We start from the raw sequence: 23,068 nt of genomic DNA, 5'->3' as shown, positions 1-23,068 counted from the left end.
ATGAAAAGAGCAAATGAGAAATAACATTTGCTCTTTTTAATGAGTGAGATGGATTGTTAGAAGAATCCAGCAGGTTTGGTTGAGTAGCTCACCAAAAGATTTTTGGTTTGTTGATAATGATCTAACATCATGCGGTGGTTTTCACGACCAATGCCCGATTTTTTATATCCACCGAATGCCGCATGTGCAGGATAAATATGATAGCAGTTGGTCCATACACGACCTGCTTCTACCGCTCGACCTGCACGATATGAGGTATGTGCAGAACGCGCCCACACACCTGCACCCAGACCATAGATGGTTTCATTTGCGATTTGAATGGCTTCATCAAAGTCTTTAAATGTCGTTACTGACAGCACAGGACCAAAAATTTCTTCTTGGAAAATTTGCATGCTGTTATGACCTTTAAACACCGTTGGTTCGATATAGAAGCCTTCACCAACTTCTTGTCTAGCACTACCGCCTGTCAGTAGTTCAGCACCTTCTTCACGACCTGTACTGATACAGCGTAGAATTTTCTCTTGTTGTTCAAGAGAAGCTTGAGCACCAATCATGGTTTCAGTGTCTAAAGGATGTCCCACTTTGATTCGCTTGACGCGCTCAATGGCTTTTTCTAAAAATGCATCTGCAATGCTTTCTTGAACCAAGGCACGAGATGGGCAGGTACATACTTCGCCTTGGTTTAGGGCAAACATGGCAAAGCCTTCTAGCGCTTTATCCAAGAAATCATCTTCTTTATCCATAATATCTTCAAAGAAAATATTCGGAGATTTCCCACCCAGTTCGAGCGTCACGGGAATAATGTTTTCTGTCGCATATTGCATAATCAACTGTCCAACTTGTGTTGAACCTGTAAATGCAATTTTAGCGATACGTGGGCTGGTTGCGAGTGGTCGACCGACTTCAGCACCGTAGCCATTGATGACGTTCAACACACCTGCTGGTAAAAGATCTTGAATGAGTTCGAGAACCAATAAAATTCCAACTGGCGTTTGCTCCGCAGGTTTTAAAACCACGCAATTTCCTGCCGCAAGTGCAGGAGCAAGTTTCCAAGCTGCCATCAAAATCGGGAAGTTCCATGGGATAATTTGACCGACCACGCCCAATGGCTCGTGGAAATGATAGGCAATGGTATCTTCATCAATTTCTGAAATGCCGCCTTCTTGCGCACGGATACAACCTGCAAAGTAACGGAAATGATCAATTGCCAATGGAATGTCTGCTGCTAGTGTTTCGCGAACAGGTTTACCATTGTCCCAAGTCTCTGCCACCGCAAGCATTTCAAGGTTTGCTTCCATACGGTCAGCAATTTTAAGTAAGATATTTGAGCGGAATGTTGGTGAGCTTTTATTCCATTCAGCTTTTGCTTTGTGTGCTGCATCAAGTGCAAGTTCAACATCTTCAACAGAAGAACGCGGTATCTTTGTAAACACTTTGCCATCGACAGGCGAAACGTTATCGAAGTATTCTCCTCTGACAGGAGCGACCCATTGACCACCAATAAAGTTTTCATATTGTAGTTTAAATTGGACTTTTGAATCTGCTTGATTCGGATCGATGTAACGCATATATATATTCCTTTGCTTATAATTGATCTTAAGCATCTACAGCTTTGGTATAAGGTACTTTTGTACGCTATTTCACTAGGATATAAGGGAGAAGGTTGGAGAAAGGTAGGAAACCATGATCACGCGTGAGGGATATACACATGTTTACAAAACAAGAGCTGATACAACAAAGGCAGTCTATTGATCAATTAAAGCAACAAAATAGCTTGTCTCCCCAAAGTGCTGAAAAACTAGAGCAGAGTATTGCGAGTTCTTGGCAGCGATCCGTATCGTCTTCAATTCCCAAAGAACGTCTTGCAGCTCCATTACTGAATCAAAATAAGAAAAATTCAAGTAGTTTAGATAAAGCCTTAAATACTTGTTCAAATGAACTGAGCCATATCGCTGCACAGTCATCTATGGTGATTGCTGTAGGAGATGTTGGGAGTACAATTATATGGACAGCCTCTAGTACACAAATGCAAAGTGCTGCTGAAAAGGTGCATTTCATTGCGGGTGGGCAGTGGGCTGAAGAGGTGGTTGGAACAAACGCTTTGGCACTATCGCTTAAAACTCAACAATCCAGTTGTGTCTTTTCAAATGAACATTATATGGAGTCGATTCATGATTGGGTCTGTTATGCGGCACCGATTATTGATCCATATTCAAAACAAGTATTAGGTGTGGTGGATTTATCAACCACATGGAAAAAGCATAATAGCTTAGGAGTTTTAGCAGCAGAACGTTGTGCATCAATTATTCAAACTGCACTGATCGAACAGCAACGACAACATTTATATATTCGGGCTTTTTCAACGCCACAAATTTTCTTCAATGGAAAATCACTGGTTCTTACACCACGTCAAATTGAAATTTTAGCAATTTTAGTACTGTGTCCAAATGGCTTAAATCTAGAAAAATTGCATCAAGCTTTATACGGTGAACGCAAAGTAAGTATTGGTACTTTAAAAGCTGAAATGTCGCAATTGAGAGACATTTTAGGGGGAATGCTAGGATCAAGACCATACCGTTTATTGGCAGATGTAGAAGCAGATTTTCTTTTGGCTGAACAAGCACTTGATTCTGGATATGTGGCTTCTGCATTACAGTTATATAAAGGTGTTTTTCTCGCTAAAACTGAAAGCCCATTTTTATGTGCATGGCGAGATTGTTTAGAGTCGCGTTTGAGTGATGCGATTTTTAAAACCACAGAAACGGATTTACTATTGAAACACGTGGCTCATTTTCCTGAAGCAATCGATGCAGTTGAACGTTTGATGGAGTTATTACCTGTTGATCATCCTGCACATCTATCTTTGAATAAGTTTAAAGATATGTTTTAAGGCATTTTTTATAGATATTAGAAATAATCATGTTGATTGATTTATATTTTAGAGAATTATTTAAAAATTAATAAAAATCAATATATTGTAATTTAATTTAAAAAATTTAGCACCAAAAAAAGTGGGAATATCACCAGCTTGCTATTCCCACAAAAAAAGTAAGCCTGTTGTCGGAGGCTTGGCTTACTTTTAAGAGAACATTTAAAGTGCAGTTTTGAAAATTTCAACCACTTGAGCATGCGTTGCTTTACGAGGGTTGGTCAGCATACACGCATCTTTTTGAGCATTTTCAGACATGATTGCAAGATCTTCAGTTTTTACACCAAGTTCAGTTAAACCAGATGGAATACCAATTGAAGATGATAATTCTCTAATTGCATCAATTGCGGCAAATGCGGCTTCTGTTTCGGTAAAACCGTCTGTATTGATCCCCATTAATTCTGCAATTTTTGCATAACGATCTTGGCAAGCAATCAAGTTGAATTCACAAACATGGGGTAAAAGCACTGCATTACATACGCCGTGTGGCAGATTATAGAAACCACCTAGTTGATGTGCCATTGCATGAACATAACCAAGAGAAGCATTGTTAAATGCCATACCCGCTAAATATTGTGCATAACTCATCGCGTCACGTGCTTCAATATTTTCACCATTGGCAACAGCAGGGCGTAACCATTGGCTAATCATGGTAATTGCTTTTTCTGCACAAGCATCGGTAATCGGATTTGCAGCAGTAGAAACATAAGCTTCGACGGCATGTGTTAAAGCATCCATTCCTGTTGCCGCCGTTAAACCAGCAGGTTTAGCAACCATCAGTTTAGGATCATCAATAGCGATCAGCGGTGTACAACGCCAATCAACAATTGCCATTTTGACATGGGTGTCGGTATTGGTAATGATACAGAAACGAGTCATTTCAGATGCCGTTCCCGCCGTTGTATTGATTGCAATGAGTGGTGTCATCGGCACGGTACTTTTATCAATACCTTCATAATCACGAATATGCCCGCCACCGGCGGTAACTAAGCCAATTCCTTTAGCGCAGTCATGTGAAGAACCACCACCAAGGGAAACAATAAAATCACAAGCATTATCATTATAGGCTTGTACACCATTGTGAACATTGATATCAGTTGGATTGGGTTCAGCACCAGCAAAGATATGACTCTCCACACCCGCATCTTTTAAATATTCTGAAATGGTATTTGCTACACCAAATTTAAATAAACCTTCGTCGGTGACGATCAATGCTTTTTTAGCGCCAAGGTTTTGGGCTTTGATTCCAATTTCTTTGGCACAACCAGGTCCAAAAAGAGAGACGCAAGGGATGTAAAAACCGTTGGTTTGATCTGCAATATTCTTAAAAGCCATGGAGCGATTCCTTCTTCCATAATCCATTGTTTGTTATTCAGTGATCACATCACTGTAGGCTTAGTATGCAAGGGTTGAAATTTTTTCCTACCTACCAAAAACCTACCAACAAATGAGTCATGGAGTTTTTAAAAGCGCAAATTTCGGTTCTTTATCGAAGATCAAACAGAGGTGATTTAGTAATTCATGTTTAAACTTAATTATGAGTTAAATTGTTAAACTATTGTTTTTAAATGTAATGTAAAGTTAATCTCACATTTTATTCACAGCTTTATATTTAAAGTGAACCAAATATTTTTGAAAATATGAAGGGGATAAAATGAAAGCTAAAACTGTATTCGGCATGGCTATATTGTCTGTTTCTCTGGCTGCTACTGTAATACCAGTACAAGCAAATGCTCAACAACCCTCTGCGGTGGATAAAATTGATGTCAATCAATATGCTGGAAAATGGTATGAAATTGCTCATTTACCCATGTATTTTCAACGTCAATGTCTAAGTGATACGACTGCAACTTATACTATCAATCCAGACAAAACCATTGGCGTATTAAACAGTTGTCGTACAAAATCAGGTGAGATGGATAGTTCAGAAGGTATTGCTTATGCAGCAAATGCAGGGAACAGTAAACTAAAAGTAAGTTTCTTACCGAAAGGCTTACGTTGGTTGCCATTTACCAAAGGCGATTATTGGGTATTACGAGTAGATCCTGAGTATAAGGTCGCTTTGGTGGGTGGACCATCAACTAAATATTTATGGCTTCTTTCTAAAACACCAACCATTGATGAGGCCACTTATAACTCTTATCTTGAAACGGCAAAACAACAAGGTTATGACTTGTCTAAGTTGATCAAAACAACACATCGAGCACAATAATTTATTTAAAAAACTCATCAGGCATCTGCGTGTTAGATGTCTGATTTGTAATATGCTTTGTTTGTGATTTGCATTTTTTAGAGCAATATTTAACGTCATCCCAGCATCGTTCCCATTTCTTTCGCCATGAGAAAGGACGTAAACAATAAGCACAAATTTTTTCAGGTAAATGAACTTTCTTATGCATGATTAGAGTTCTTCAATACGTTTTTGTAGATCATCCGCATGTGTCAAAATAGTGTTTTGATCATCTAGGTTAAGCTTATCCCATTGTTTATACATGATTGACATTCTGGGATTGGAACTAAATAAAACGCGATGTTTGGCTAAGAAATTCCAATATAAGCTATTGAAAGGGCAGCTATCCTGTTCAGTTTTGGTTTTGACATTGTAGTGGCAGTTCTGACAGTAGTTAGACATACGATGAATATAGTTCCCTGAAGCTGCATAAGGTTTACTTGCAACAAGACCACCATCAGCAAATAAAACCATGCCATGTGTGTTCGGTAATTGCACCCATTCAAAAGCATCTGCATATACACTCAAATACCAATCATTTACTTGTTTAGGTGAAATACCATTTAACAAAGTAAAATTTCCGATCACCATTAATCGTTGTATATGCTGTGCATAAGCATTTTCTAAAGAATTTCTTAGACATTCACGCATACATTCCATTTTAGTGTTTGCTGTCCAAAAATATGCAGGAAGTTCTCGATCTGCCTGTAGTTCATTTAACTCAGAATAACTTGGCATTTTTAACCAATATATGCCTCGAATAAATTCGCGCCATCCCAAGATTTGACGGATGAAGCCTTCAGCAGTATTTAGCGGTACACGATCTTCAAAATAGGCCTGTTGTGCTGCATCGCAAACCTCTTTGGGAGAGAGTAATCCGCAATTTAAATAGGGAGCGAGTAGGCTATGAAACATATAATCTTGATTATGAACCATTGCATCTTGATATTGACCAAAATGGATTAATTGATGCTGGATAAAATAATCGAGTGCTTGCAGCGCTTGTTGACGTGTTGTTGCCCAGTTGAAATGGTTGATTTGACCAATATGATCTTGAAATTCTGCTTTCACCAATTCAATCACATCTAAATCGATTTGATCTCGATCAAATTCTAATGCTACAGGTATTGAGTCCTGAGCATTCCAAGCTTGTCTATTCTCGATGTCATAGTTCCATTTCCCACCGACTGGTTTATTGCCATCCATTAAATAGCCAGTTTTCTGCCTGAGCTTTCGGTAGAAAAATTCCATGCGTAATATTCTAGAAGAAGAACTCCATTGCTTAAATTCATTTTTAGAACAAAAGAAACGATCATCTCTTAAAATATGTATTGGAATTTGAAGTTGACTAGACCATGTAGTTTCAATCGCCTGCTGTAAACGAAACTCTCCACTTTCAGTAATCACTAAAGCATCTGCTGAGTTTTTCTCTAATTGCGCTTGGACAAAATCAACAAAGCTTTGAGCTGATTGTGTACGATCAAAGGCTTGGTAACGAATCTTCCAGCCTTGTGCTTTTAAGGATTTTGCAAAATGACGCATTGCACTGAAAATCAGTGAAATTTTCTGAGGATGGTGTTTTACATAGGTCGCTTCTTCAACCAGCTCTGCCATCAAAATTATGTCTTGGTCTTTATCAAGTGCTTTGAGTGTGGCAATGTGCTCTGAAAGCTGATCACCTAAAATTAAACCGTAGCGCATGATCTTTATGCTTAAAAATTTGAATATAGTTCGATTGTTGTCAAATTCTTGTGAATATCATCATTATTCTAAAATGCGTTTATTTAACAGTCATTTAATGACGCAAGGCTATTTGAAGCTTTATTCTAGGTAACTCAGTTCGAATTAATATTAAATTAAGTTTAGAACTTTATTCTAAAAATACAGTATGACTGTTCAAGCACAGCTACACCTTTTGCCACATCTCCAGATGTGGTTTTTTTTACGATACGTTATTATTTGCGACAATTTGTCCTTCGGCAATCAGTTGATCTGCCATTTCTTTCGTTTTTCTTAGACCTGGCATTCGATACTCTGTATGCCCATAGTCTTTGATTGATTTCCATCGTCCGCCCCACGTTAAACCTACAGATTCGGCAACTTGCCCATATAATTCATAACCTCGCATAGCCCATGGATCACGTTCAGTAATTACAACTTTTCCATTCCTTTTAAAGGCAACATCAGCGGCTAAGCCAAATTGGTGATAACTTTGGTAGCCCTTAGCTCTAGTCGTATTTGGATTACCTGCTAACATATTTTGACGAGATGGACTTCGATAACCTTCTAATAATACAAGTTCATAACCATGCTGTTCTTTCATGATTTTGAATACCATGAGTAGGCGTTGTTTATAACGAGGATTGATTTTATCCCATTTACGATCAACTAAAGATGAGTCCAAACTGCCGTGTGAATGTGTAATTGGAATTTCAATTTGAGATGCATCAATACTCGGATCTGTAGGGTGCTGTGCTTGATATGCTTGTTCTAGACGAGTTGCTTCTATAATTGCATCTTGGATCAGGGTATTGTCAACATCGGGTGGTGGACTGAGGATTTCACCATTGAGTAAGCTATAAATCTGTGGGTCGGTCTCTTTTAAATACTCAGCTTCAATTCGTGTGGAATTGATCGGGCGTGTAAACGCAAAAATTAGAATACTTGCAAATAAAAAGAAACCTGCGATTAAAATCCACCATTGTTGTAGGTGCCAATGAGATTGTAGTTTTTCTGGCGAAGCTGCTTGATGCATGTTCTCTGCGAACTGCATGGCGTTGACGATTTTCTTTTTCCCGCTTGGAAGCAGTGATTGCAATAATTGTTTGGATTTATGACGTAACTCATAAGACATGAGCAACGTCAATCCAATCGCAACGGCAACGAAGCAGAAGAAGATAAACCAAATCATTTTTTATTTGAGTTCATTAACAGCAAAAGGTTTTTGAGTCACTTTAATTTGTACAGTTGCTTCAGGTGCTTCTACTTCAGCTTCAGGTTCTTTCATTTGAGCGGCTTTGGCTGGTTGAGGGGTTGCTGGCTTCACGGTTTTATTTGTCACCACTGGCGCGGTTTCATTTTTCTCTTGCGGTGATTTTACGGGTATTACCTTTTGTTGTGGTTTGGCATTTGGCTCATTGGCAAAAGGGGAAGTTTGCTGCGCACTCGGAGCTGCTGCTGGTGTGCGTTGGAAGAATTTGCTTAAATCATTACTGCCTGGTTGAGCAATATTATTCTCTTCAACGGGTTCTGTTGTTTCGTGCTGAATAGTCGCAATCTCATCTGTATTTTGAGTTGGTGTTTTTGAATTCGGCAGAACAGTTGGATTTTCTTCTCTTGCTTGTTCTTGCTGTGGCATTGCCGTATCGGTAGGATTTGAACTCATAGCAAAAACAAAGAAAATCAGCGAAGTAAAAATTATCCCTGAAATAAATCCAATTATTATATAAATTACAGGCGATAAAGTTTTTTTCTTATGGGGCTGTAATATGCGTAAAGAAGTTGTTCTTTCCTGAGTCATAGGTTATCAACTAAGGCAAATGGATCGTAATATGTGCTTCTTCTGCAGGTGCAGAAATCACATTTTGATAAGGCATTAAAGCAGTTTCATTTTGTGTAGAAAGCAAGTATTTCAATCCCGCAAAAGTCAATAATGCAAATAACAATAAAAAGATTAGTATCCAGAAAAAGGGAAGCTCATGATGGATAATATGTTTAATTTGATCTGGTATAGCTGCAAAAGGTGAAAAAGCAGCTTTTTTGCCTTTAAGGTAATCAATTTCATCGCCAACACGTGCAACGAGATGATTTAAACTCTCAATTGACTCTAATCGATATTTACCTTGAAATCCTAAAAGTAAGCAATAATGGAAAACTTCAAGAGACGCTAAACGTTCCTTACCTTTGCTTCTTATTTGTTCCAATATTTCAAAGAAACGATAACCAGCGAGTTGAGATCCAAATAGACTCAACTGTAATGGACTAATTAACCAACTATTTTGTAAATTGAAATATGCTGCATCCTGTTGTGTTGCGATTGTTTCATCAATTAATGCACAGAAAGCATATTTTGCATCGTGAATATCATCAGCCGGAAATTGAAGTCTTTTGGCTTGTTGTTCAAAACGATTTAATAACTCTAAGATTTTCTCACGGAATTCAGTTGGATTAGATGGAATATAACGGTTACGAATTAAGAAAACTAAATAGAATCCATCATGTAATAAATCAATCAAGTTCGTCACTTGCAATTTATTTTGTTGCTCAGATTTTGGCAAACCAGAACCAATTTTTCCATCATCAAATAAAGAAGGAATACCTGTCGGATGTTGAGTCATTTTTCTTCTCTTAAGTATTCATTACAGCAATAAGTTCAATACTAATATCTTGAAATCCAGCAGGAACATAAATACAGATCGACTCAGACTCAAGCATACGTTGATAAAGCTCATGATGCGGTTCTATTTCAAAATAACTCACACCGGAACGTACAGGAATTGCGGTTGGAACTTGCATTAAATGGTGCAGGGGAACAGCAGGGAGAGCTGCAATGACGCGTTGTTCAACATCTATTGTGCTACCTACTTTAAATCGTACAGGTACAATCTGAATGAGTTCATGTGTTTGCATCATACTGCTTGAAACAGCAACGTATAAACGAGTATCACGTGTAATTTTGTCGGATTCAAGACTACCAACCCAATAAGAAGGTCGAGTTTCCTTTAAGCTAATACTAAAATAACGACTTGAAATAATCGTATCGAGTAACTCCCTTAGAATGAGATCAAGCTGCTGAAAACTGTCTTGTAACTGATGATGTTTATACTGTGGTAAATGATCAACATCATAGGCAGTTGAAAATGTTAGGAGAGATCCTGTTAAACGCAATAACTCTGAAAATAATCGTTCTGGATGAATCAATGGATATTGTAGAAGGTGATTTAATCCAGCATAGGCAGTATTTAAAGCATTGATTAACCAGAAAGAAACGATATCACCAGAGCGAAATTCAATCAGTTTTTGCTCATTTTCACGATTGTTACTTTGGATGGTTTTAATTTTGGCTTTAATAACATTAAGCGTGCGTTTTAAGTTATTGATTAACGTTTCTGAAGCAGAAATATGTAAAATTGGGGGAATAAATTTATGATCTAATTCAAAATTACCAGAACTATGACGTTTTAATTTCCCTATAGCTAAATATATAAAACCATCGAGATCTTGGGTGGGTTGGATATGTGGTTGAAGTAATTTAAATTCAGCGCGGCGACGTAAAAAATTCAGTTCAGCTGGACTGGCATCTGTAAATAAATCATGTGTTTCATTTAAATAGTTATGATATCGACTCGAAAGCATTCCAGTATCATCTGCAATATTCTTCTTGTTGGCTTGTAAAATAGGAAGTGCAAGATAAACAATCATTTCACTGTGTAAATTCAAATCATCAAGCAATAAAGGTTCTGGTAAAAGATCCTGTGCAGGGGCATGATAAATTTCACCATCTTGCCAAATGATTTCCACTGTCTCTAAAGCCAATATATGGGTGGATAGTTGAATCTCATCAAATTTAAGCTTTTGTATTCCATATGCGTAAGGAACTAAAGCTCGTACTGTATGATTCAAACGTTGTTCATGATAAGTATCTTGAACTTGGAAGTGTTGTGGTCTTAGAAATAAGCCTTCACCCCAAAGAATTTTTTCTGCTTTAAACATATGCTTTACCAACAATTATTCGTATTCATTCTTTGGTTGAACGCCGAGAGTATCATGTAACATTTGGAGTGGATGTTCATCTTTAATGACTTGAGTTAACCATTCATGTAAAGGCATTTGGCTCCACTTGATGGTTTTTTGCAGCATATAGCTGACAGGACTATGTGGCTCATTCTTTTGAAAATAAGTCGCGATTTCTTGTAGAACTTGCATAGCCTGTTCTCTATTTTCAACATGTGATTGAACTTGAGGCTGAAAAGAGAGTTGATTCTGATGTGCAGAGGATTGTGTCATTACTTGTTGTACCATCGGTGATGATGTGTTGGTCTCTGCAATCACTGCTTGAGTTGTTTGCTCAAATAGATCGGTTTTATAAATCTTTTTTAGAGTGATATGAATGGTATCTAAACTAGAATCGATTGAAGCAAAACTTGGCGAATCTAGACCAAGTAAGTCATCTAAAACTTGCTTCAATGTCGTCCATTGTTGCAAGATTTCGGTGAAATGTTGATAGTTTTCACGCTGAAAATTTTTATCAGTATTCGATAATGCTTGTTCAAACTGTTCTAATTCAGTTGGATTAGTTGAGGCATCATAATCATCACTTTGTTTACGGCGAATATTTTCATGATAAAGAAAATTGTCATAATCAAGTAAATGGTAAAAAGGTGCATGATTATTTAAAGAAACTTTTTTGATGAGTAAAGGCAACTGATTAATTAAACCTTGTAATAAACCAATACGTTGGTCTAAATCATCGTCTTCAACTTCTGGGTGTAAGGTTAACCAATATTGTTCTAGAAGGTGGTGACTAAGTTCAATGCTTTTGCTAATTCCCTTAAAACCATATAAATTTGCCCAAGCTTCAGCAAGCCATGTAAGTAAACGGATATCTTTACTTTTAGAATGTAATAAATTAATTGACGTGGTTGCGACAAAATCCCAATCAGCTTGTTTAGGTTCAGTTACCCAATCCCCTTGATCAAGTAATACATCATCTTGGGTCCTTGCTTTTTTGATAGCGTGAAACTCATTGGAAAATGAGTAATCCTCACCACAAGGTGACTGCTCATTAATTGGCATTAATAAAGATAAAATATCCATATGTTTCACACATTCAGCTCAATCTTAAATTTTAAACTTCTGCTTTAATCTTTTTAGTCGATCGTGTTTTAGTCGCCTTTTTCACAGGATCTAATTGATAAGTGATTTCATCATCTTGGGTATCGATAACAATTAACTTTGGCAATTTATACTCAGCTAAAGCAATTAAAATTTTAGTAGCTAAAGCTGGCAGGACCGTGGAGTTAAGTATGTTATCGATATTCCTTGCACCGCTATCGACCTCAGTGCAACGGTTTAACAGTAAGTCTATTAAATCTTCTGAATATTGAACTTTGGTTGCATATTGTTTTTCAATACGATCAACAATTTTTCCAAGTTTATGTTTGATGATGCGAACTAGAAGTTCATCATGCAACGGGAAGTAAGGCACAATACGCATACGACCAATAAATGCTGGCTTAAATTGCTTATACAAACTTGGTTTTAAATGCTCAATCAAATCTTCGGCTTGAGGCCATTCTTCTACAGGTTGATTTAAACAGGCCTGCATGATGGCACTGGAACCCGTATTTGAAGTTAATAGAATGGTCGTGTTTTTAAAGTCAATCACACGACCCTCACCATCTTCAAGCATACCTTTATCGAAGACCTGATAGAACAATTCTTGTACGTCGCTATGTGCCTTTTCAATTTCATCTAACAGCACAACGCTATACGGGTTGCGGCGAACGGCTTCAGTGAGAACACCGCCTTGACCATAACCGACATAGCCAGGAGGTGCTCCTTTTAATGATGAGACCGTATGCGCTTCTTGGTATTCAGACATATTAATCGTAATAAGATGCTGCTCACCACCATAAAGTTCATTAGCTAATGCAAGGGCAGTTTCAGTTTTGCCTACACCACTCGGACCAATCAGAATGAATACGCCTTGAGGTTTATTTGGATCTTCTAACTTGGCTTTTGAGGTTTTAATGCCTTGAACCAATTGAGCAAGTGCATAATCCTGCCCCATTACGCGTTCGCCGAGTTTATCTTCAAGCGTAAGAATTTGTTTGATTTCATCGTTGACCATTTTACCAATCGGAATACCTGTCCAATCGGAAATAATTTCATTGACGATCTGCGCATTGACACGCTCGAAAACCAAAGGACTTTGTCCTTGTAATTGTGTCAATTCGGCTCTTAATGAATCAATCAGTACGGTATTATCAGTTTCAGTTTGCGTATTAAGCTGCTGGATTTGTTTGATCAACTCAAGCTCTTGTTGCCACTTAATTTCAGTTTTCTGAATTTCTGTTTCTAAGCCTGAGAGTTTTTGATTAAGATCATCTAGGCGTAGCTGATGAATAGGGAACTGTTGGTGTTCAAGCGTTATAATTTGATGTTCTAATTTTAAATTATGTTGTTGTGCTTTGAGCTGATCTAAAATAACAGGTTGTGCATTTTGAGTCAGCGCAACACGTGCAGCAGCAGTATCCAATACGCTTACGGCTTTATCTGGAAGTTGACGACCGCTAATGTAACGATGTGAAGCTTGAACGGCTGTAATAATTGCTTGATCGTCAATTTTTAAATTGAAATGATTTTGCATGACGGGAATCATGGCTCGTAACATATCAATGGCAACATCTTCTGTTGGTTCATCTACTTTTACCACTTGAAAGCGGCGACTTAAAGCTGCATCTTTTTCAAAATATTGTTTATATTCAGCCCAAGTTGTTGCTGCAATTGTTCTTAACTCACCACGTGCTAAAGCTGGTTTTAACAGGTTTGCTGCATCATTTTGACCGGCTTGTCCTCCTGCACCAATTAAGGTATGTGCTTCATCAATGAATAGAATAATTGGTTGAGTAGAGGCTTGAACTTCATGAATGACTTGTTTTAATCGATTTTCGAATTCACCTTTTACACTTGCACCAGCCTGCAATAAACCCATATCTAATACGTGTAGATGAACATTTTTAAGTGCTTCAGGAACTAGCCCTTGTGCAATTTTTAAAGCTAAACCCTCAACAACAGCTGTTTTACCAACACCAGGCTCGCCCGTTAGAATAGGATTATTTTGGCGACGTCGCATCAGAATATCGAGCATCAGTCTAATTTCAAACTCACGTCCTATTACTGGATCAATTTGTCCTTTTTTTGCTTTTTCAGTCAAATTGATGGTGTATTGATCAAGGGCGGGTGATTTAACAGGAGATGGATTTGATATATCAGTTCCATGTTGCGAAACGGATGTTGTTTGAGTCTCTAATGCTGATTGTTCATTACTATTTTTACAAATATCTAGAAATTTATGTTTGATTGTATCTATAGGAATTAATTCAAATAAACTTGAAGCTCTAAAAGCCATTTGCTGTAAATCAGGAGCTGTTAAAAGAGCAATTAATAAATGGCTACTTCGAATTACTGGATTATTATCAGCTGAAGCTAATAACCAAGATTGTTCGAGTAATCTAATAATTGATTTTGAAAAAATAGGCGTTCTATTATTACCTTTAGGTAACTGAGATATACTTTCTTTTAAATCATTAATTAATTCATCGGATAAAATGTTATTATTTTTTAATAAAATATGTAAATCATTTTTTTCTTCTTGATTTATTAACTCAACCAATATGTGTTCGATTTCGATTTCATAATTTAATTGATTAATGCAGTAGTTTGCTGATTTTTCCAATGCAATGCGAGTAGCTGGCGAAAGTTTTTTAATTAAAACCTTAAGATTACTCATTTGTAGCTCACAATAATTTTGAATATCAAGCGCGCTTTGCTAAGTTTTAACTTGATATAACTGTTATTTGTAAAATTTATTTTTTGAATAAAATCAAAAACTTAGGCGATATTGTTCGACTATACAGATTATTCTACAACAAAAATTGTCACTTTTAAACAAAAAATGCGATATTTTTTTGTATCTCATGAAAACTTTCAATATTACAAAAAATTAATAATGTTAATAAACGTAATTTGTGTTGACTTTAACTATGTTTTTTTTGTTAAATTCGCCGAAATGATATAAATGCACAAAAATTGACGAGTAATAGGGTTTTTAAACAATAATTGTCAGTTCTTTGGTTGTAAGTTAAATAATGATGAGGCATATTTTGAAAAAAGGTGTTGGAATATCAATTCTCTGTATTGCATCAAGTTTGATGAGTGTTTTTGTTTATGCTGATGATCAACAAATAAAACCAATTAAACTAAAAAATAAATGTATTAAGCAAAATCCATTGGTTTCTGGTCAAACAGATTATGAACTATTAAATATATATCAGCAGATTTGTGATAAAGATAACTCTTCTCGTGTAAATGATTTATTAGCGCAGGCAGCAATGCGGATGTATGAGTTAAAACAACCCATGAATGCCTTAAAACTCGCAACTCAATTGCAACAACAAAATATACGTGGTGCTAGTTTAACGGATGTTGTTTTTTTATCGAGTGTGGCGATAGCAGATGAAAGTTTGCAACAAATGCGTTCAAATGAAATGCGATATTTAAGTAATGAACTCACATATCCTCCAGCAAAACAATTGAGTGAAAACATTCGTCTTTCTCTGCCTGCTCCTGATACTTCCACAAGTAAAGCAATTACAGATGAAACACTTAAAAAAGAAGTCAAAAACATTTCTAATGTCAATAATCGACGTTCAGTTAATAAAAAAGTACGTACAACACAATCTACACGCAATAGCGTAAATCAAGCGGTTGCACCTGTTAAACGTCAAACAGCTGTAACTCCAACTGTAACTAAACAATCAAATACTGTTCAGAAAACAGGTTCGAATCCTTTCGATTCGTTGAAATAATAATCAAGGGTATAAGTTATGGCTAAAAGAGAAAGTGTACAGAAAAAACTGCAACGTATACGTCCTCCACGTGTTCAGCTCACATATGATGTTGAAGTTGGTGATGGAAAAGAATCCAAAGAATTGCCTTTTGTTGTCGGGGTAATGGGTGATTTTTCTGCTGCGTCTGAACTAGAAAAAACCAAATTAAAAGATAAAAAATTTATCAATGTTGATTTAGATAATATTGATGAAGTGATGGAATCCTTGGAGCCACGTGCAGCTTTTCAAGTTGATAATACATTGACTGAAGAGGGTGGGCGTATGTCTATCGATCTTACTTTTAAATCAATGGAAGATTTTAGACCAGAACAGATCGTACAACAGGTTGATCCCTTACGTAAGTTAGTAGCAGCGCGTGAGCGCTTAACAGATTTACGCAATAAGATTTCAAATAGTGAACGTCTGGAAGACTTGTTGGATGAGGTATTGAAAAATACGGATCAGGTTCGCCAATTGAGCGCGGAGGTTGAAAAATGAATAATTTACAAGCCTTAGCAACCAATACACATGAATCTGAGTCTACGAATTTACTTGATTCAATTGTAGAGCAAAGCCGTATTGCTCGAAATGATGATGAGCATGTTCGTGCTAAAAGTTTGATTGGCGAGCTTGCTAAAGAAGTCATGGCAGGAACGATTACCGTTTCTGAAAACATGACCTTATCAATTGATAAGCGTATTGCAGAAATTGATGCACTTATTTCTCAACAACTGAGTCAAATTATACATCACGAACAATTCCAAAAAATTGAGTCTACTTGGCGTGGTCTCTATTATTTTTGCCAAGAAACTCCTTCTAACCCAATGATTAAAATTCGTATGTTGAATACGACAAAAAAAGAGTTGGTGAAAGATTTCCAAGGTGCGACAGATTTCGATCAAAGTACCTTATTCAAGAAGATCTATGAAGAAGAGTATGGCTCATTTGGTGGTGCACCGTATGCTGCTTTAATTGGTGATTTTGAATTTGATCGAACACCATCAGATATGTATTTATTAGAACAAATTTCTCATGTTGCAGCTGCTGCGCATGCACCTTTTGTATCTGCTGCTAGTCCTAATATTTTAGGCTTAGAGTCATTTACAGATATTGATCGTCCGCGTGATGTGTCAAAAATCTTTGAAACTGCTGAATATGTACAATGGCGCTCTTTCCGAGATAGTGAAGATGCTCGCTATGTTGCCTTAACCATGCCGCATGTTTTAGGTCGTTTACCTTATCACCCTAAGGAAGGTACTGCGACTGAAGGCTTTAATTTCGTTGAAGATGTTTCTGGCGAAAACCACGATGACTATTTGTGGATGAATGCTGCTTATGCATTTGGAACACGTTTAACAAACGCATTTGATATGCATGGTTGGTGTGCTGCGATTCGTGGTGTTGAGGGCGGTGGTTTGGTTGAAGGTTTGCCAGTCCATACCTTTAAAACCTCAGATGGTGAAGTTGTATTTAAGTGTCCGACTGAAATTGCAATTACAGACCGTCGTGAAAAAGAACTCAGTGATCTTGGTTTTATCCCATTAGTTCACTGTAAAAATACAGATTATGCAGCTTTCTTTGGTGCGCAATCTGCTCAGAAACCTAAGAAATATGACAGTGATACGGCAAATGCCAACTCCGCACTTTCAAGCCAAATTCAATACATCATGGCGGTATCGCGTATTGCACATTATTTAAAAGCAATGATGCGTGACAAAGTGGGAAGTTTTGCATCTGCAGGCAATGTTGAAGCCTTTTTAAATGAATGGCTTTCTCAATATGTCTTGCTAGATGATGGTGCATCTCAGGAAGCAAAAGCACAATATCCGCTTCGTGAGGCATCTGTAAAGGTTGTAGAGGATCCTGCTCAACCAGGTCACTACAAATCCGTGGTTTTCTTAAGACCACATTTCCAGCTGGATGAGTTGTCCGTTTCACTACGACTCGTGACTGAACTACCGCAGTCCTCAAATTAAAAAATGAGATCAGCTAGATAATAACTTTAAATAAATAGAGGTAAGTTTTAAATGAAAGATATATATGTTGAGTTTCGTGGCAAGTATAAGGTAGATGGAGAATCACGTGATTCTGAACACAAAGGGTGGCTTGAAGTTAACTCTTGGTCTCATAATATTCGTCAACCAAAATCTGCAACATCAAGTAGTGTAGGTGGGCATACGGCTGAACGTGTTGAACACGCTGACATGATTTTTGTCAAAGATTTGGACGCAACCAGTCCAAAACTTTGGGAAGCTTGTTCTGCGGGTTATACATTTGATGAAGTACAAATCGATTATTACCGTGCAAATGGTGACAAACGTATCAAGTACTTACAAATCAAATTGAAACACGTACTTGTATCTAGCGTTACTCCAATTGTAAATGAAGAAGGTGTACCAACAGAAACATTTGGTTTGAAATACGCTGCTGTTGAGTGGACTTATAACCAACAAGACATTAATGGTACTGCGAAAGGTGCTGTTACTAAGAAATGGTCACTTTCTAATAACACAGCTTCATACGCTGCGTAATTGGTATTGTGATTTTCTAATAGAGGTTAATAGTTGCCTATTAACCTCTATTTTTTCCAAAATTTTGTTCTTATAAAAATGAATTTAGATCACCTATATCCATACGGATTCAGATCAACATTATTTGATCGTTTAGTGCCTGAGCAAGAAGATTTTTTAAGAGGGATGTCGATTCAACAATTACGAGAATCGGTCGCTCGTGATTTGGAAGACTTACTGAATAGTCGAATTGCACAGTTTGATCGAGATATGGATGAGTTTCCATTAGCAAAAAAATCGATTTTACAGTTTGGGATTATTGATTTTGTGGGCTTATCTACAGCCAATCCGCTCGATCGGGACAAGATTTGTCAATCGATTGAACAGTCTATTGCAGCACATGAACCAAGATTAAGACAGATCAAAGTAGAGATGCTCTTGGATGGTCATAATATGGGATCGTTGTGTTTAAGTATTCAGGCTTATTTAAATATTCATCCACTCTATGAACCTGTTTTTTTTGACGCTTTACTCAAACCCACAACACAACAATATGTTATTTCTGCCAGAACTTAGTGTGAGCGAACTGTGATAGAGCAACTTTTACCGTATTATGAAAAACAACTACAAGAATTCGGTCAACAATCCAGAGAGTTTGCGCAGAAATATCCGAAGATTGCGCAACGCCTCTCTTTAAATCAAGAACAAATTGATGACCCACATATTGAACGGTTAATTCAAGCTTTTTCACTGATTGCTGCACGTATCGATAAAAAATTAGCAGATAGTTATGACCAGTTCACTCATTCTCTCTTTGAGGTGATGTTTCCTCAATACTTACGTCATTTCCCAGCGTGTACTGTGGTGAGTTTTGAAGATATTAATAAGCTCAAACAACTTAGCACTGCGCATATCATTCCGCAAAAAACTGCATTGAAATCGCGTAGTTTTAAAGGTGTGCAATGTGAGTTTAATACCAGTAATGAAGTCCGATTATTGCCGATTACATTAAGTAATCTAGAGTTTCAAACTTCGCCAAGTACTCACATGCATTTGAATCAGAATGCGACCTTGAGTCTCAAATTTGAAATCTTTAATGATGCTCAACCATGGATTTTGGATGAGAAATTGCCAATTTATCTAGATGCAATTTCAAATTTCCCATTGCAAGTTTTGGACAGTATTTTCCGTAAAGAAACTGGATTTTCAATTCGTGTTGGACAACGTGTGGTTGAAATTGCCAATCCATTTGCCGTGATGGGATTTAGCGAGCAGGAAAGTTTATTACCGATCGATCAACATACTCATCATGCTTACCGTTTGTTAATGGAATACTTTTGTTTTCCGGAGAAGTTCAATTATTTGAACTTTGACTTAAGTGTTTTAAAAGGTTTGTTACAACAACAGAATGACTTTGAGGTCTTGATTCATCTCAAACTTAATTTGAATGACCAAGCCATTGTGCGTAATTATTCAGAGCTGAATATTGCCAACTTTAAATTATTTACTACACCTGCCATTAACTTATTTGAAAAGCAGGCTGAACCACAAAAGATTTCACATACGCAACTACAATATCCATTAATTACGGATGCGCATCATCCTGAGCTGTATCAAGTTTATTCAATTATTGAAATGAAAATGGTTCGGGAAAAAACTAATCAGGAACAAACTCATCTTGCTGTTTTGCCATTTTTTGCGATGAGTCATTATCACAATGATAAGGTTCAATTTTTCTATTCTTTAAATTATTCACCTACACAAACCAAAAACATGCAGATGGGTTATTCAATTGTTTCTAAACATTTGAAGCCCTATGAAATTAAGTCCGATTTTATTAGTACCAAATTACTCTGCTCAAATGGTGATTTGCCACATGAAGCGTTAAGTCAGAGCAATAACATTCTTAATTTGAATGATAGTAGTCTGGCAAGACGAGCTTTGATTCTAAAACGCCCGACTTCTCCTTATCATTTTGATAAAAACAGCAACGAGCAGTGGCGCATTATTTCTCATCTTTCACTCAATACCTTGGCACTGATGAAAGGGGATGCATTGAGCCATGTAAAGGAACTGTTGGCTTTATATAATTTACCGCACTCTAAAGAAAATATTTTATTGATTGATGCTTTGAAACAGCTGAATTTCTCAACCACCAACAAGCTGATGAATGCGAAGCCTTTCCCTATGTTTATTCGTGGTGTTAAAGCGGAATTGACGGTCAATAAGAGTGTATTTAGAGGGCATAGTTTATATATTTTTAGTCAGTTAGTAAGTCACATTTTTAATCTGAAAGTTCAAATTAATAGTTTTGTTGATGTGGTCGTCAAAGATAGTCTTAACCAACAGGAGATATACCAATGCGTGCAGAACGTTGGTGGCAAGACTCTTCTGTAGTCGATCAAGTCTTTAAAAAATCAGGATCGTTTGAGTTTGTTCAATCGATGCGATTGTTGCGCCATCATGCGGAAGTAGCGCAGCAACAGGATTGGTCTGACGATTTTAAATTTGGCACATCTTTTAGTTTAAGTTTCCCCGCGACAGAGATTGAAGAGCTGATCTTTCAAGATCAGCGGATTCATTTGACCAATTTAGTGGTCGGCTTAACAGGTACACAAGGTGCGCTTCCTTATACTTATACCAATAAATTAAAACAAAGTACGCGTCAGCAACGACTTGAGATTAAAGAGTTTCTAGGCCTATTTAACCATAAACTCACAGCCAAATATGTCGATGCCAGTTTGACTTATAATCTGGCAGTTCGATATGAAATCGAACAAGATAATCATTATCTAGATATTTTGCATGCGTTAAATGGTTATGTTCGTGCTCAGCATGAACAACATGATTTAGATGAATATTTTGCAGAATTTTCTGGTTTGATGCAGGGTCAGAACAACACAGCACATGCTTTAAAAACGGTTTTGTCTTGTGTGTTCAATGAGCAAGTACAAATACAAGAATTTGTAAAAGAAAAATTTAAACTAGGCGATGAACAAAAAACCAGTTTGGGTGGAAATAATCCAAGCTTACTTGGAGTGAATACCTTTTGCGGTGATACCGTTCAGCAAATTGATGGAAAAATCGAGATTCAAATTGGACCTTTGTGTCGTGAGCAGTATTTAGCTTTTTTACCTGATCAGCCCTTAAATAAAAAGTTAAAACATTTAATCCAAACGTGGTGCAGTCCAACGCTATTTATTGATGTACGTTTAATTTTAGATACGCGTGAAGTTACTCCAATTCGTTTGGACTCAGGATATGAAATCGGTTTGGGACAGGGTGCATTTTTAATGCCATCGGCACAACGACAACATAATAGCGAAACTCGTTATGCACTTTTAGGAGCAGCATAATGATAAAGAAAATTCTAGCGACCTTAATCAGCTGTTTTATTTTGGTTGGGTTGATTGTTATCTATTATTGGCGAGATATTCAATATCAGCCTGAATCTGCTGATCTGATTAATTATTTCCTGATCTTACCTGTTGCGATTACGTTCATTTTGCTTTCACCTTGGTTGATTTATAAAGCGTACAAACATCATCAAGAGAAAAAGCAACAAACTGAGCTGGCTGCACAAAATCTTGAAGGTGGATCGACTGAAGCTCAACCCATTGCTCAAGACAGTAAATGGTTAAAGTTAAACTTATATGCGGCGAGTGCTTATAGTGCTTTAGGTGAAAATGATTCAATTATTGAGGGCATTAAACAGTTTAGCAGTCCACAGTTAGATCGCAATCTGGTGAACTTTCATGGTGTTCCCATTCTTTCTTATCGAATTGAGGACTTAGATCCACAGCTTCAAACTGAGGATGAGGAGGCGTTGCAGTTTTTACCCGTTCGACAGCAGCGCATCATGGCATTGATTCAACATCAACTGGAACAGCATACCGAACTTTTAGTGTCGATTTCAGATCACTTAAAGCAGTCTAGTTTGTTTTATGAAAGTCAAAATCTGCATGAATACCGGATGCATCCCGCATGGATTGATCCAAGTTTTTCGGGACAGGATGAGGGTGAAGGTGAAACGATTCAGGTGGAACAAGTCTATCGATTAGACAAGCTGAATCTACATATTCTGTTATCTGAGGATGTGGTGCACACCTGGAATGATGCGAGTAGTAATGAAACGATCCAAAACATTTTTTATGATTTAGGCATCATCCCGCAAAAATTTCATATTGAATATCATTATCTCAGTGCAGCATCAACTGAACAGCATTTGGTTGAGTTATTTGAGCGGATTCAGAATCAACCGCATGAAATTTCACTCATCCTTGCCAGTGATTCAGAAATTGATCAAGACATTATTGATGAAAAGTCTTGGGGAGCCAGTGCTTATATTCCTGCTGAATTTATTAGCAGTAGTTGTTTGGCACATCCAGCAGTTCAACTGGCGCAGTTGCAGCCAGAAAAGACATTTAATCTTGTCGTCAATCAAAATAATTTAAAGCAGATATTCCAACAGTTAGAGATTAATGATCTACCACAATATCAAGCGGAAGAACCTTTTGTATTGGTCGTTGAAGATGGTTCAGATATTAAGGTGGTGAAAAAATTAGAGCAGTTCTTTAGCCAAAGCCCAGTAGAACCGCACCATTATTTATATTGCAAACCTATTTTTGGACACACCCAAAACATGGCAAAACTTTTTGGATTGATGTTGGGGGCTCATCTTCCTGAGCAGCACGTTGCCTTTGTTTATGGACAAAATTTACAAGCATTTATTCAAGCTTATCCTGAGGTCGAACCAGATCAGGACAGCGTAGCAATTGCTCATTGA

At 37.2% G+C, this 23,068-nt stretch carries 20 protein-coding genes; 10 read left to right on the top strand and 10 right to left on the bottom strand.

Translation table 11 applies throughout. The annotated features are described in order from the left end of the window. Positions 1 to 56 precede the first annotated feature (56 nt). Positions 57 to 1,568, bottom strand: coding sequence for an aldehyde dehydrogenase family protein (locus tag NGC85_RS12220; protein WP_254731535.1), 1,512 nt, complete (start codon positions 1,566 to 1,568; stop codon positions 57 to 59). A 140-nt stretch (positions 1,569 to 1,708) separates the two neighbouring features. On the opposite strand from NGC85_RS12220, the gene NGC85_RS12215 reads away from it, so the two are divergent. Continuing rightward, positions 1,709 to 2,890, top strand: a complete 1,182-nt coding sequence (locus NGC85_RS12215) for a transcriptional regulator (protein ID WP_254731533.1) — start codon at positions 1,709 to 1,711, stop codon at positions 2,888 to 2,890. Between the two features lie 201 nt (positions 2,891 to 3,091). On the opposite strand, the gene NGC85_RS12210 is transcribed toward NGC85_RS12215, so the two are convergent. Further along, on the bottom strand, positions 3,092 to 4,264 hold the full coding sequence (locus NGC85_RS12210; protein WP_005057374.1) for an iron-containing alcohol dehydrogenase: 1,173 nt from the start codon (positions 4,262 to 4,264) through the stop codon (positions 3,092 to 3,094). Between the two features lie 319 nt (positions 4,265 to 4,583). On the opposite strand from NGC85_RS12210, the gene NGC85_RS12205 reads away from it, so the two are divergent. Continuing rightward, on the top strand, positions 4,584 to 5,141 hold the full coding sequence (locus NGC85_RS12205; protein ID WP_254731531.1) for a lipocalin family protein: 558 nt from the start codon (positions 4,584 to 4,586) through the stop codon (positions 5,139 to 5,141). Position 5,142: 1 nt separating this feature from the next. On the opposite strand, the gene NGC85_RS12200 is transcribed toward NGC85_RS12205, so the two are convergent. The 8 genes from NGC85_RS12200 to tssH form a co-directional block, all read right to left on the bottom strand. Beyond that, positions 5,143 to 5,328: a DUF2256 domain-containing protein gene (locus NGC85_RS12200; RefSeq protein WP_034710249.1), complete on the bottom strand. Its 186-nt coding sequence runs from the start codon at positions 5,326 to 5,328 to the stop codon at positions 5,143 to 5,145. A 2-nt stretch (positions 5,329 to 5,330) separates the two neighbouring features. Continuing rightward, entirely contained in the window at positions 5,331 to 6,860 is a 1,530-nt protein-coding gene (locus tag NGC85_RS12195) for a cryptochrome/photolyase family protein (protein ID WP_254731529.1), read from the bottom strand. A gap of 241 nt (positions 6,861 to 7,101) precedes the next feature. Beyond that, a complete protein-coding gene (locus NGC85_RS12190) occupies positions 7,102 to 8,070 on the bottom strand; it encodes a M15 family metallopeptidase (RefSeq protein WP_254731527.1) in 969 nt (322 codons plus the stop codon). A gap of 3 nt (positions 8,071 to 8,073) precedes the next feature. Further along, entirely contained in the window at positions 8,074 to 8,679 is a 606-nt protein-coding gene (locus NGC85_RS12185) for a hypothetical protein (protein ID WP_254731525.1), read from the bottom strand. A gap of 10 nt (positions 8,680 to 8,689) precedes the next feature. Further along, on the bottom strand, positions 8,690 to 9,496 hold the full coding sequence (icmH, locus tag NGC85_RS12180) for a type IVB secretion system protein IcmH/DotU (protein WP_254731524.1): 807 nt from the start codon (positions 9,494 to 9,496) through the stop codon (positions 8,690 to 8,692). Positions 9,497 to 9,506: 10 nt separating this feature from the next. Continuing rightward, the gene (gene tssK / locus NGC85_RS12175; protein WP_254731522.1) at positions 9,507 to 10,871 is read right to left on the bottom strand and encodes a type VI secretion system baseplate subunit TssK; all 1,365 of its coding nucleotides are present in this window, start codon (positions 10,869 to 10,871) and stop codon (positions 9,507 to 9,509) included. A 15-nt stretch (positions 10,872 to 10,886) separates the two neighbouring features. Next, the gene (gene tssA, locus NGC85_RS12170; RefSeq protein ID WP_254731520.1) at positions 10,887 to 11,975 is read right to left on the bottom strand and encodes a type VI secretion system protein TssA; all 1,089 of its coding nucleotides are present in this window, start codon (positions 11,973 to 11,975) and stop codon (positions 10,887 to 10,889) included. Between the two features lie 31 nt (positions 11,976 to 12,006). Then, positions 12,007 to 14,673 (bottom strand): type VI secretion system ATPase TssH, encoded by a 2,667-nt coding sequence (gene tssH, locus NGC85_RS12165; RefSeq protein WP_254731518.1) that lies wholly within the window; start codon positions 14,671 to 14,673, stop codon positions 12,007 to 12,009. Between the two features lie 373 nt (positions 14,674 to 15,046). Here tssH and NGC85_RS12160 point away from each other — a divergent pair, with 373 nt between their 5' ends. The 8 genes from NGC85_RS12160 to NGC85_RS12125 all read left to right on the top strand — a co-directional run bounded on the left by NGC85_RS12160 (position 15,047) and on the right by NGC85_RS12125 (position 23,068). Further along, positions 15,047 to 15,751 carry a hypothetical protein gene (locus tag NGC85_RS12160; protein ID WP_254731516.1) on the top strand — a complete coding sequence of 235 codons (705 nt, stop codon included), beginning with the start codon at positions 15,047 to 15,049 and terminating at the stop codon, positions 15,749 to 15,751. An 18-nt stretch (positions 15,752 to 15,769) separates the two neighbouring features. Next, the gene (tssB, locus tag NGC85_RS12155) at positions 15,770 to 16,270 is read left to right on the top strand and encodes a type VI secretion system contractile sheath small subunit (RefSeq protein ID WP_005056339.1); all 501 of its coding nucleotides are present in this window, start codon (positions 15,770 to 15,772) and stop codon (positions 16,268 to 16,270) included. Further along, positions 16,267 to 17,748: a type VI secretion system contractile sheath large subunit gene (gene tssC / locus NGC85_RS12150; protein WP_005056336.1), complete on the top strand. Its 1,482-nt coding sequence runs from the start codon at positions 16,267 to 16,269 to the stop codon at positions 17,746 to 17,748. Before tssB ends, tssC begins: the two co-directional genes overlap by 4 nt. A 51-nt stretch (positions 17,749 to 17,799) precedes the next feature. Then, positions 17,800 to 18,303, top strand: a complete 504-nt coding sequence (locus tag NGC85_RS12145; protein WP_005056333.1) for a type VI secretion system tube protein Hcp — start codon at positions 17,800 to 17,802, stop codon at positions 18,301 to 18,303. 78 nt (positions 18,304 to 18,381) lie between these two features. After that, the gene (gene tssE, locus NGC85_RS12140) at positions 18,382 to 18,858 is read left to right on the top strand and encodes a type VI secretion system baseplate subunit TssE (RefSeq protein ID WP_254731514.1); all 477 of its coding nucleotides are present in this window, start codon (positions 18,382 to 18,384) and stop codon (positions 18,856 to 18,858) included. Positions 18,859 to 18,870: 12 nt separating this feature from the next. Further along, the gene (gene tssF, locus NGC85_RS12135) at positions 18,871 to 20,679 is read left to right on the top strand and encodes a type VI secretion system baseplate subunit TssF (protein WP_254731512.1); all 1,809 of its coding nucleotides are present in this window, start codon (positions 18,871 to 18,873) and stop codon (positions 20,677 to 20,679) included. Further along, entirely contained in the window at positions 20,643 to 21,638 is a 996-nt protein-coding gene (tssG, locus tag NGC85_RS12130; protein WP_254731510.1) for a type VI secretion system baseplate subunit TssG, read from the top strand. The genes tssF and tssG overlap by 37 nt, the downstream gene beginning before the upstream one ends. Next, positions 21,638 to 23,068, top strand: a complete 1,431-nt coding sequence (locus NGC85_RS12125; protein WP_254731508.1) for a hypothetical protein — start codon at positions 21,638 to 21,640, stop codon at positions 23,066 to 23,068. The genes tssG and NGC85_RS12125 overlap by 1 nt, the downstream gene beginning before the upstream one ends.

This window comes from Acinetobacter sp. Z1, assembly GCF_024296945.1.
GTDB classification, from domain to species: Bacteria; Pseudomonadota; Gammaproteobacteria; order Pseudomonadales; family Moraxellaceae; genus Acinetobacter; species Acinetobacter beijerinckii.
This window is presented reverse-complemented; position numbering and strand designations above follow the sequence as displayed.